We start from the raw sequence: 12,239 nt of genomic DNA, 5'->3' as shown, positions 1-12,239 counted from the left end.
GTGCCAAGCTTCCATTATATACAATTAGATATTTGCTATTCGTATGCCGATAAATCCATTATTAGCATGAAACAGCTAAAACCGTTCATTCCATCACACAACAAGAGGGGCTACTATCGCATGAGGAAAGACTGGACTAAATGGATTTTGACTACCACAATTTTGAGCATGAGCCTTGCTCCTGCCGCGGCTTTTGCAGAGGAAGGTCAAGTTTCGGATCAAAAAGCTGCACCTTTGACATTTACTGACTACACCAAGATCTCTCCGGAAAAAGTGCAAGCGATTCAGGAAGCTGTGAACCAAGGCTTGCTAAACGGTTTCCCGGACGGTGATTTCCGTCCAAAGGAAATGCTTAGCCGTCAGGAATTGGCGGTCCTTCTCGCAAAAGCTTTGCACCTGATGCCGGAAGCAACCACTTCCTCACCGTTCACCGATTCCAAAGACTCTTGGGCCGCTCCTTATATTGAAGCTGTACATAAAGCGGGACTAATGAACGGCGATAGCTCCGACACGTTTCGTCCGAATGACCCTGTTACACGTGAAGAGCTGGCTTCGGTTTTCGTGCGTGCTGTGGGCGGCGTTGATGCCAAAAGCGAGTCAAACGTAAACCTCCCTGTCGATGAATCTACGAGTAACTGGGCCAATGATACGATCAAGACTTCGGTTCGCATGAGCTTAGTTGTTCCTACCGATGGCGGGTTCCAACCGAAAGCTAACGTGGAGCGAGAAGATATTGCCGCTTTCCTCATCGATATTTTCAAAAAAGAAGAGCATACCTCTGTCATTAATAAAATCGATGGCGATTTCGTGACCATTGATGGACAAACCATGTTGATCGATGATCATCTCAAAGCCCTTTTTGCTGGAAAAAATAAAGAAGCACTGGAAGGCGCTAAGCTGAAATATACATCCATTAACAAAAATGTAGATGGATTGGCCGAATTGGAGATTGTCAATAGCGGAAGTGACTCGAAACCAATTTCTCTGGATATCACAGGAAGTTCCTTTAACGGTATCCTACGACTTGCCGGTGATCACGTAGCTGTCAAAGGCCAGAACATTGCTCAAGTTGAAATCAAGCAAGGTGTTAAGAATGTGGAATTGAACGCCACAGTCGATCAAGTTTCCATCCTGACGAACGACCCCCTGAAGCTAACAGGTGAAGCCCAGATCAAAACGCTCCAAGTGGATAACGATAAAACGAAAATCACGCTTGGCGATAAATTCATGATCGATACCGTCCAAGTTCCATCTACTACAAAAACTTCAACCGTTATAACGGACTATGCGACATCCAAAGTACAAATTAAAAACCGCGAGGAGGAACCCACTTCTTCTTCCCATCATTCAGGCTCCACGACCACGACTATCATGAACTACTCTCCAGTCGTATCAGCGACTCCGGAAGCAATGAATGGCGTAGCTGGGACAGGGGAAACGAGTACCGATTTCTCAAGTATTTTTATGGACTTTGATGGAGATGATTTGACGTTATCAGCTGTTTCCTCCGATACTGATGTAGCGACCGTTCGTATGGTAGGCACAACTTTTTATATTACGCCTCTTCAGGCGGGTACTTCTACCATTACGATAAAAGCCACAGACAGTAAAGGAGCATATACGACAACGTCATTCGTATATACAGTTACACCTGGCCAACTTGTTGTGCTTCCCGTAAACGATGCTCCTCAAGTAAATAATATCGTGATGCTCATAGCATCGAATGGCACTGCTGGCGGCAGCAACGTGACGGTTGATGTTAGCGGAGCATTCATTGATGATTCCGTTACTGGCAGCACCTACTCTGCCGAATCCAGCGATACAGCTGTTGCTACCGTTTCCGTTAACGGCTCGAGTTTGTCGCTATCTCCTCTTAGCGCCGGTACTTCGACTATTACGGTCACCATCACGGATGCAGGCGGCTTGACGGCTCAGCGGACGTTTAATTTCACCGTGAATCCAGCGCAAGTAACTTTGCCGAACATCCCAATAATGAACCTTCCGCCAGCAGTAAATGCTCTACTCACGCTATCAGCATCGAACGGTACTGCTGGCGGCAGTAACGTGACGGTTGATGTTAGCGGAGCATTCATTGATGATTCCGTCACGGGCAGCACCTACTCTGCCGAATCCAGCGATACGTCTGTTGCTACCGTTTCCGTAAACGGCTCAACGTTGTCACTGACTCCTCTTAGCGCTGGTACTGCGACTATTACGGTCAAGATTACAGATGCAGGCGGTTTGACGGCTCAACGTACCTTTAACTTCACAGTAGATGCAGCTTCCGTCATTCCAGTTGATGCTGAATTGCAGACGAACGCTTTCCTTCATGTGAATACATCGGCAGGCGCTGTCCAGTTGAACACATCCGAGTCCACCTACAAATACGGCAAACGGAATCTTAAAGATCTTTTGAAACTGTCTCGCGGTGGAAATGCACTAACTAACATATCTTATGATTCTACGCAAACCGATTTTGACGTGAATGACGAGCAAGGGAAGGTTGCCGATATCTCAGTTGAAACAGATCCGACTTTCATCAGTACAAGCGATGGAAGCACCTACTTGTCGTTGACTCCGCAAGGAGCCCTTACTGAGCAAACTTCCACGAATGTTACTTTTCATGTAAAGACGGTTGGGGGAAGTACAAAAGATGTCGTATTGCCGGTAACAGTTGACCAAACCTCGCCAACGATTACAAATAGAACCATTGCAAGTGATTACTCATCGTTTGCGTATACATTTAGCGAAAATGTCATAACAGAAGATGGTATCTCCCTAATTCAGACGATTCTATTTTCTCCATCCGGTACTGGAAGTGATTCGCAAACCTTGTATAAAGATACTGATTTCACACTAGACTTTACACCAGGAACAAACCAATTGACTATCATACTAACAGCAGCCGGACTCCAGAAAATAAGTCTAGTGGATGGAAGCAAGTTCTACATCTATTTCTATGGAATTGCGGACTACGGCTACAATCGTATATCTGCTCCAGATATAATTGATGTTACAGTTTCTCAACAGAACAATGGTCCTGCAATTCCAGGAGAAATATAATTCGTGTTACACGCTATGGCAAGTCCCTACGCGTTCGTTGAACTGCGGCTGACAGATCTTGCCGCCTATCGCGGTTTGATCCCTCCGGAAGCGGCCGTATTGCTGCAGGAGGGAATCCCTTCACATGCTTGCGATCGGAGCGATCTATGCAGGTAAGGCCGCAGGGTTTGGGTTGTTTGAGTGTGCGCCTGGAAACCAGATTGCTCATCTATATTCGGTTTATGTTCATGCACAGCTGCGTGGGCAGGGCTTGGGTAAGGCGCTCGTCTCCTACGCATCGAGCCTGCTCCGGCAGCAAAGCTATCATACGATTGCGGCAGAATTTGTTGCTGATAACGGTATAAATCCAGTACAAGCTGCTTTTTGGAAGCATGCGGCTTTCAGCCGTTTCAGCCCGGCATTCATATTTGCGGAGGCCCTCTCTCTGCACCGTCCGATCAGAAGTGGTTTCATATGAAGCTGCCAAGCGCGTTCACAATTGATAGTTGGAGTACGCTCACCTTATCCGAGCGTCGAGACATCGAGCTCGCAGCAGGTACGGAATATCCAGAAATCCTGTCCCCTTTTACGGATGAAGATTCACTGGATGTCGATAGAAGCTTGCTTCTACGCTACCAAGGTGCCCCTGTCGGATGGACATTGGTGGAGATTATGGATGAAAGTACTGCGCTCTTCCGAACCATGTACGTGTACAAACGGCACCAGCGTTTGGCTCGCGGCGTTGCGTTGTTCGCTGAAGCGATCCGAAGGATTATGGATAAAGGGGTTTATCCGAATGGTATTTTCTTTGTAGAGGATGCAAATGCACCCATGCGGGAATTCACCAAAAAATATTTTTGCTCCCCCGCTGCTGCGCAAACAAATCTTGTGGAGATCTACAATGATTTTGTAAAATCGATATCCGTACGAATAAAAGGACCATACTCACAGCGCGCATCGATCATTCATCGGTGCGCGCTCTTTATTGATTGCATTTTGAATAAAATAATCGTATACACACTCATATATGAACCAAAACATTGCTGTCTCTCTAGGTGAAAGCTATAATTTGATGTACATAAATCCTTAGGAGGTAAGAATTCAATGTCCTCTATTTTGTTATGCTTTCCAGGCGGGCGTCACAAGGCGTTAACGTTAAGCTATGATGATGGAAATGTAGCTGACCGCAGGCTAATCGATATCATGAACCGATACGGAGTACGAGGAACATTTCATTTGAATTCCGCCCTGCTGGACACCGGCGAACGGATTTCAGCCCAAGAGGTTCGTTCCCTCTACGAGGGGCACGAAGTGTCTGCCCATACCTTGACGCATCCGACGATTGCACGTTGTCCCAGAGAGCAGATCGTTCACGAAATTATGGAGGACCGCAAGCGCTTGGAGCACCTGGCTGGATATACCGTAAGGGGAATGTCCTACCCGAACGGCTCGTACGATGGGCGAATCAAGAGAATGCTCCCCGAGCTTGGCATTGAATATTCCCGTATTGTTGGCAACAGCGAGCAATTTGACATGCCGCTCGACTGGCTGGAATGGAAGGCGACTTGTCATCACAACACACGACTCCTTCATCATGCAGAAGATTTTATTAATTTGCATAAAACACAGTATCTGTATCTGATGTACGTCTGGGGGCACAGCTACGAGTTTGACCGGGATGGGAATTGGGAGCTTATCGAGGAGTTCTGCCGGTTAGCTGGAGGTCGTGAAGACATCTGGTATGCCACAAACATTGAGATTGTAGATTATATGAAAGCTTTTGAATGTCTAAAGTTTTCGGCAGATTTTAGCTTTGTCTATAACCCAACAGCTTACAGCATATGGTTACGTGTAGATGGGCGGCATGTGGAAGTGAAAAGCGGCGAACAAGTCAGGTTGTCGAATACCTAGTGCTTAATGAAACAGAGACAGACATGGACTTGGGATAAAAGTCGTAGTCAGTCTCTGCTTTTTTAGTAATAGAACGATTTTAAGTTACATTTCGTATCAATCCATACACACACAGCCCTAATTCAGTATCATCCTGGCAACAGCCGCAAGGTCCTCAATCCCAATCCTGCCGTCATGATTCAAGTCGCGATCCTGGTAGCTGGACCAGTTCGGATCCTCGGAGTTGATCCCATATGCCCCCACTAGGATAGCCAAATCACCTATGGTAAATCGTCCGTCACCATTTGTATCGCCAGGCTCCGTGCGAATAACTGAGTCCTTGAATGCTTGCAATACAGCTGCTAACTCATGGACAGCCTGATCGATTTGCTGCTGGGTTGCCGAGCTGTTACCCGCTGCTGCTTGGGCTTGATCGATTGCCGCTTGGAGCCGAGCTTTAGAGCCTAGTGGATACTGCCCTGCACCTGTTCCCTCCGCTGCCGCATCATGAGCGCTCTGCGCATTCGTAATTAATGTGAGAAGCGCCGTTTTATCAGTGATGCTAATTTGAATGGTATACGTCTGGTTAGCCAGTTCTTGTTCATGCCCCGCTTCATCAGCGATCACCGCTTTGGATAAAGTAATGGTCGATGCTGCAGCAAGCGTATCCGGCTTTACTTTCCAATGGAGCTTGAGTACATTACCCTCCAGACGGGCGTTTGGTCCGATGGTAGCCACTGCGAGACGCACTTGACCTGGCTTCTGATCCTGGTCGACCACTACCACTTCATCCGAATTTACGGATTCTGACGATTCGTACTCCAATTGACTCGGGTCGTAAGTAAAGGTAAGATCTTGCGCATAAATATTTTGATCCATGCCGGTTAAGTCGTAGTTCATTACGAAAGATTCCCCTCTGGAAGTTAGGGCTGGACCTTCAAGACGCGGAGATCCGGGTTCAAAGTCATAGATGTCTTGAGCCGCTTGATACAAATCCCGAACATCACGGCTGAAAAGCGGAATGGTAAATAGCTGGACCTGACCTAGAGATCCTCCAAAGTAAGCATCGGTAGAATCCGCCCCGAATACATCCTGCTCTGACCCTGCGCCGACCAAGGCAGTGTTGGAGCCAGTTTCAATATCATACAGCTCGGGATTTCTGGATTGCGGATCTTCCCCATTCTGATTCAAATCCGATTGCTTGGGCTGGAAACCCGTATTCAGCTCGCCTTTCTCCACACCATCCACATAGAGCTTTAAGATACCTTCTTCATAAATAGCAGCGACATGATGCCAGCTGGTATCTTGAAACGCTGTGCTCACCGTTTGAACCCGGCCTTCCTTGGCTGCTCCTGCAATCAGGTTATTGCCTTCAATTTTAAGCGCCAAACCGCCGTTTGCTTGATTCCCTTCCTCGTACAGCATTTGTGCGCGATCCGTCTCATTAGCTTTCACCCACATCGAAACGGAACGGATATAAAAGGAGTTCTGTAAGTGATTCAGTTTAATCGCATCTTCTGTCCCGTTAAACGAAGCATACCCGAAATTTCCTTCCTGTAAGGACATCATGGAAGGATGACCGATCATTTCACCAACGTACCCATGTCCTGAACTGTCTGCCGCATTTCCATTAAACGAATAGGATGCCTCGAGTGAGTAATGGTTGATCAAGTTCCAAATCTCCGAGTTACCCAGCGTAGTCATGCCCGAATGTCTAGCTCGATATGGAATCCTCAAATCCATATTTTCATTCGACCAGGACGCAGGATCGGACACATCTACCGAGGTTTCCAGTCCAAACTTGCCTGCCCACCAGTAATCATAAATCAGGTTCCACTTGTTTCCAACTTTGAATACCGTCGGTCCTTCGGTTTTGCTTGGCGTCACATAATCGCTAACGTGTGTTGGATCCTGATAGGATGCTGTATCTGTAATTCCCTTCGCGGACCAAGTTTGTCTTGTTCTCATTCCGCCTTCATTGGCAGGCGTTTCATCTTTATAGAACATAAACCACACCAGATTACCAGGGATTTGTTGATCTGCGGGAATAGCGAGTCTTTCTCTCACTGATTGACCATTAATTTGATAGTCTGCGTCCAACGAATACAGGTCAGCATCGATTGTCTTGTGCCCCGGGTTAAATAAAAGCTTGGCGTCAGAGAAGGTTGCCCAATCCTTTGTCGTGAAATAGTAATGCTTGTTATCATCAGGAGCATGATTCACTAACGTGGAAGACCAGTAAATTACGTATTCTTCATTCACAGGATCATAGGACCATTCAGGTGCCCACGAATTGTACACAAAGATACCCTGATCCTTAAACGCCTTCATGACATCCAAGTGCTTGGTGTTGGTCCAATGAACCAGATCCGATGACTCTGCATAGCCGATTTCATTGGAAGGTCCGTTGCTGCCATCGCTGTTTAGCACCGGTGAGGTGTATAAAAGCCGCCAGATTCCATCCTCTCCTTTGGCAAGGAAGGGGTCCCGAAGCTCATCCGTAAGATTGAATACCGGCTTATTATTATTTAACTCATACCATTTGACTCCATCTCTTGAATACGAGAAATGAAGGTCTTGATCCCTCTGCCCCGTCTGTGCTACATCGGATCGGAAATAAGACATTAAGTATGCTTTACCGTCGTCGGCAGCCGGACCTACATGTATCGTACTGGCTGCTGTAAAGCTGCCATCCTCCGTGGTGACGGAGATCGTTGCAGTTCCTTCGCTCTTGGCCTCAACTGCTGCGGTTAGCGAACCGTTAGGCGTGACTGTCGCCACCTCCGGATGACTCGATGTCCACGTAACATGTTGGTTGGTTGCAAGCTGCGGTTCCACCTTGGCTGTAAGATCACTTGTTTCACCGACTGCCATCGTAAGAATCGGATATTTCAAGCTGACCCCAGTTACTCTGACCGCTTCCGCAGAAGGTACAACTGCCGTCGTATACAGACGAACATCGTCCAATTTGCCATGAAACCAAGCTCCCCTTTGGAGCCGCCGAAAGCGTCAACCCCATATCTAGCGCCGATTCCCGCTTCATTAAGCGCGCTGGAGACGGATGTATAGCCGGCCAACTTCTCACCGGCCAATTGTCCATCCAAATACAGCCTGAGTACCCCGTTATTAAAAGAAGCAACGACATGATGCCAAGAGGCGGTATCTGTGAAATCGATGCTTACAACATTCATCACACCGGCATTGGCCACGGCTGCCTCCAGTTTATTTCCATTAAGCTGGACCGCCATCCCAGCTGTATTCCCGCCTCGCTCGTATAACACTTGTCTAGATGCCGTATCATCCGCTTGAAACCAAAAAGCCGCTGAATGAACGGAAAATGCATTTTTCAAAAAGGTAGAATCCGAAGTATTGGGTTGAATCATCTGACTGGTCCCGTTGAGTGTAAGAGCTCCCCCATCCACGCCTCCGGTTGGCATCCATGTGCCTGACACGGCAGGGGCATCATGCCCATTACCCGAAGAATCAGCCGCCGTTATACTTCCTTCTTCTTCATCCAGCTTATACCACGCCTCTAGCCCCTCCAGAGGAAGGCCGATCGCAGGCACAGTCTTCCCCGCTGCATAAGCGGGCTGCGCGCTATAAGTATGGAAAGTGAATAATAAAGCTGCGGTTAACCCTATCGCCGCTAATTTTCGGGTCATCGTCACCATTTCGAGCATCCCCTCTCGCGAATATCCTTACATGCTTTACGTGCAGGTCCAAGCTGCACTCTAGATATTCTCTATGAATCCGTGCCCTGCATCTTCACTCAAAAGGCAAGAGGGCTATCAACCACAATCATGCGGTCGCAGCCCTCTTGTATCTGGTTGTCTATGGAGTCTCGTAGAGGTCCGTTATATCTTGGTCGACTAATGGGACGGAGAATATCTTTACTTGATCCATCTTGCCTTTAAAGTAAGCTCCTGTCACTGTGCCTCCAAACACATCCTGCGTGTACCGCTTCCCTATCCCGCTATGATCGGAGTGGGAGGCGATTTCGGTAAAGCCGGTAGCCAGCGTACTCTTCATATTCCCGTCCACATACAGCTGCAGGCTGCCTTCGTTATATACCAGTGCGACATGATGCCAGGAAGACGTGTCTGTAAACGGCGTGGATACGGTTTTGAGGACACTGCCCGTCGCGACCCCTGCGATCAAGTTACCTGATTCGATCTTGAGCGCCAAGCCCGCCACAGCTCCTCCTTCCTCATATAGAAGCTGGGTATTCCCCGTGTTATCCGCCTTGATCCACATGGAGACCGATCTCATCGAGAACGCATCGTGCATAAAACCGGAGGAAGCGCTTCCTGCCAGCTTGATACCATCATCCACACCATCGAAATTCATATACCCGCCATTCTTACCGCCTGACGCCGAGAAAACAGGAGATCCTTCCACTGTACCGTTTCTGCTGTTACCGGATGCATCATTGCCGTTATTGTCCAGCTTGTAGTGAGCGTCCAGCGAATACTCGTTAATCACGTTCCACAGTTCCGATTCTGTGAGCGTGGCAACTCCAGCATGTCTGATCTTGTTAGGGAATCTGGCATTGCTGTTTTCTGCAGACCATGCGCCCGGGTCCTCAATATTCGTAGTCGATTTGAGACCGTACTTGCCTTGGGACCAATAATCGTAGATCAGGTTCCATTTATTTTGGCCGATCAGCTTAAAAGCCTCCGGCGCTTCGGTGTAGTCCGGCGTAATGGTCTGGGCGCTGATATGTGTGGGATCCTCATATTCCGCTTTATTAGCGGGCTCCGATGCCCAGGTCTGTCGATTCTTCTTGGGCGCAATGGTTTCGTCCTTGAAAAACATGTAGTAATAATCCGAACCGTTCTTGTCGTACCGGATGATATCGGCATCGATCGTTTTTAATCCCGGATCAAAAAACAAGGATGCATTGCTGAACGTATTCCAATCGGTGGTCGTCGCCAAATAATGCTTGTTATTCGTAGGTCCAGATGCATTCAGCGTTGCGGACCAGTAAATCAAGTATTTTCCAGTATCGTCATTGTAGATCCATTCCGGAGCCCAAGTATTATATACCGTATTGGCCGGTCTAAAATTAGACATGAGATCCAGACGCTTCTGATTCGTCCAATGAATCAAATCCGTCGATTCCGCATAACCCAGATAATAAGTCGCGGTGTTAACTCCGTTCGCGTCCATATCAGGTGTCGTATACACAAGTCTCCATATGCCGTCCGGTCCCTTGTTGAGAAAGGGATCCCGCAGCTCGTACGCCGGATCAAATACCGGCAGGTTGCGGTTCAGCTCGTACCATTTGACGCCGTCCCGGCTATAGCCGTAATGCAGCTTTTGAATCTTCTCCCCTGATTGCGAAGGATCCGATCTGAAATAAGAGATCAAATACCCTCCATTGTCGGTAGCCGCTTGTGCCGCAGCAGGAACTACAGCTCCTAACGATGTGATCAAGACGGTTGCGATCATACTTTTTCCCCAAGCTTGACGTAGGTTCATCACTGTCAGCCTTCCTCCCTCTGATGCTTCATCTATGTAGCTTTATCCTTTAATTCCGGTCATCGCAATGCCTTTGACAATGTACTTCTGGAACCAAATAAAGACGATAATAATAGGTGCGGAAAGAAGTGCGCTTGCTGCCATCGTGAGTCCCTGACCTGTCAAATATTGCGACCTGAATACCGGAAGCCCGATCGGAATCGTCACCATCTTGGGATCCGTCACCGATAGGAACGGCCATAGGAAGTCGTTCCAGCCGGCAAGGAAGATGAAAATCCCTAGTGAAGCGAGTGCAGGCTTGGTCAAAGGAATCGCTATGACAAATAACGTTCGGAACAACCCGCAGCCATCCAGCTTTGCCGCTTCGAACAGCTGCTCCGGCAGTCCGTCAAAAAATTGCTTCATAATGATCAGCCCAAAAGGGGCCGCCAAGGAAGGTGCGATGATGGAGAAATACGTATTCAATAAATTCATGTCTTTAAAAAGAATGTACAACGGAATAAGTGTAGCCTCACGTGGAATCATAAGCCCTGCCATGATGAGGATAAACCAGAGCGTTTTTCCCGCGAATTGCAATCTGGAGAATGCAAATGCAGCCAAGGTGCATAAAATCAGTACACCAGCTGTCGTCAATACGGCAACGACCGTGCTGTTCAAGATCCATAATCCGACGTTCGCTTGCGGATGATGCAGGACATCCTTGAAGTTATCCAACGTTACTGAAGGAATAAGGAATGGCGCTGCTTGTGCCGTATCCGGCTTAAAAGCCGTGATCACCATCCAGACAAGCGGCACGAGCCACAGCGCACAGATAAGGAGCCCTGCCGCATTTAACATGTATTTGATCCGTTTATCGTTCACGTAGAGCTCCTCCTAATCCTTAGATTTACTCATGATTTTTAATTGCAGCAAAGAAACAAGCATAATGATGGCAAACAGTACGAAGGAAGCAGCGGACGCTTTCCCGATGAAGAACCGTTGAAAGCCAACCTCGTAGATGTACTGGATAAAGGTTCGGCTTGCGCCGCCCGGCCCTCCCTCGGTGATCAGGAACACCTGACCGAAAATTTTAAAGGAGGCCACTACCTGCAAGAACAGTACAAGAATATGAATATGCTTGAGTGACGGCATCGTGATGTATCGAATGGTCTGCAGCCAGCTAGCCCCGTCAATCTGGGCCGCCTCGTAGTGCTCCTCGGGGATATCCTGCATCCCCGCCAAATACAAGATCATATAATACCCGGTATTCCACCAAAAGGTAACCCAAATGATCGAAAGCCATACTTTATTAGCATCGGCCAGCCAAAATACCTCATGTTGAATGCCAACGGCGTGCAGGGCTGTGTTGACCAAGCCTGTATACGGTTGAAGCATGTTCAGCCAGAGCACGGCTGTGATGGACACCGTAAGCACATTAGGCAGGAAAAACACGGATCTCAGGAATGATCGGCCGAGAATGAACTTGTAGTCAATAATTAAAGCTAGTACAAAAGCGCCAGCCATAAAAATCGGTGTCGACACTAACACGTACATCAGCGTATGCCACAGCGACTCCCAGAACAGTCCCTCGCCGAACAGCTCCTTGTAGTTGCTCAAACCGATGAACACTTTATTGCCTGTAATATTCCACTTGAAAAAGCTGATCACAAAGCCTTGAACTAAGGGATAGAACGTAAAGACTAAATAAAAGAGCAAAAATGGAGTTAATAGTACATAAGCAGCCACATTCCTGTTCAACCTGGCCCGCTTCATTCGTCTTCCCCTGCTAATCTCCATCGAAACGGCTTGGCTGTTAGAAATCTCCATATGTTGTCAAACCCTCCCGC

At 47.9% G+C, this 12,239-nt stretch carries 10 protein-coding genes; 5 read left to right on the top strand and 5 right to left on the bottom strand.

Annotation, left to right across the window (positions count from 1 at the left end; all coding sequences use genetic code 11):
* The first annotated feature begins 120 nt into the window (after positions 1–120).
* The 5 genes from L0M14_RS06640 to L0M14_RS06620 are packed head-to-tail and all read left to right on the top strand — an operon-like array spanning position 121 to position 4,953.
* Positions 121–3,063 (top strand): S-layer homology domain-containing protein, encoded by a 2,943-nt coding sequence (locus tag L0M14_RS06640; RefSeq protein WP_235121402.1) that lies wholly within the window; start codon positions 121–123, stop codon positions 3,061–3,063.
* A 3-nt stretch (positions 3,064–3,066) separates the two neighbouring features.
* Positions 3,067–3,219, top strand: coding sequence for a hypothetical protein (locus L0M14_RS06635; RefSeq protein WP_235121401.1), 153 nt, complete (start codon positions 3,067–3,069; stop codon positions 3,217–3,219).
* The gene (locus L0M14_RS06630) at positions 3,188–3,520 is read left to right on the top strand and encodes a GNAT family N-acetyltransferase (protein WP_235121400.1); all 333 of its coding nucleotides are present in this window, start codon (positions 3,188–3,190) and stop codon (positions 3,518–3,520) included. The genes L0M14_RS06635 and L0M14_RS06630 overlap by 32 nt, the downstream gene beginning before the upstream one ends.
* Positions 3,517–4,101 (top strand): GNAT family N-acetyltransferase, encoded by a 585-nt coding sequence (locus L0M14_RS06625; RefSeq protein ID WP_235121399.1) that lies wholly within the window; start codon positions 3,517–3,519, stop codon positions 4,099–4,101. Before L0M14_RS06630 ends, L0M14_RS06625 begins: the two co-directional genes overlap by 4 nt.
* 45 nt (positions 4,102–4,146) lie before the next feature.
* Positions 4,147–4,953: a polysaccharide deacetylase family protein gene (locus L0M14_RS06620; RefSeq protein ID WP_235121398.1), complete on the top strand. Its 807-nt coding sequence runs from the start codon at positions 4,147–4,149 to the stop codon at positions 4,951–4,953.
* A gap of 117 nt (positions 4,954–5,070) precedes the next feature.
* On the opposite strand, the gene L0M14_RS06615 is transcribed toward L0M14_RS06620, so the two are convergent.
* From L0M14_RS06615 to L0M14_RS06595, 5 genes are all read right to left on the bottom strand, one after another.
* A complete protein-coding gene (locus L0M14_RS06615) occupies positions 5,071–7,899 on the bottom strand; it encodes an Ig-like domain-containing protein (RefSeq protein ID WP_235121397.1) in 2,829 nt (942 codons plus the stop codon).
* Positions 7,839–8,603: a LamG domain-containing protein gene (locus L0M14_RS06610; protein ID WP_235121396.1), complete on the bottom strand. Its 765-nt coding sequence runs from the start codon at positions 8,601–8,603 to the stop codon at positions 7,839–7,841. Before L0M14_RS06610 ends, L0M14_RS06615 begins: the two co-directional genes overlap by 61 nt.
* A gap of 160 nt (positions 8,604–8,763) precedes the next feature.
* Positions 8,764–10,413, bottom strand: coding sequence for a LamG-like jellyroll fold domain-containing protein (locus L0M14_RS06605; protein ID WP_235121395.1), 1,650 nt, complete (start codon positions 10,411–10,413; stop codon positions 8,764–8,766).
* Between the two features lie 42 nt (positions 10,414–10,455).
* The gene (locus tag L0M14_RS06600; protein WP_235121394.1) at positions 10,456–11,274 is read right to left on the bottom strand and encodes a carbohydrate ABC transporter permease; all 819 of its coding nucleotides are present in this window, start codon (positions 11,272–11,274) and stop codon (positions 10,456–10,458) included.
* 12 nt (positions 11,275–11,286) lie between these two features.
* Entirely contained in the window at positions 11,287–12,219 is a 933-nt protein-coding gene (locus L0M14_RS06595; RefSeq protein WP_235121393.1) for a carbohydrate ABC transporter permease, read from the bottom strand.
* Between the last annotated feature and the right edge of the window lie 20 nt (positions 12,220–12,239).

Origin of the sequence: Paenibacillus hexagrammi (assembly GCF_021513275.1) — a bacterium.
Lineage (GTDB): Bacteria > Bacillota > Bacilli > Paenibacillales > NBRC-103111 > Paenibacillus_E > Paenibacillus_E hexagrammi.
This window is presented reverse-complemented; position numbering and strand designations above follow the sequence as displayed.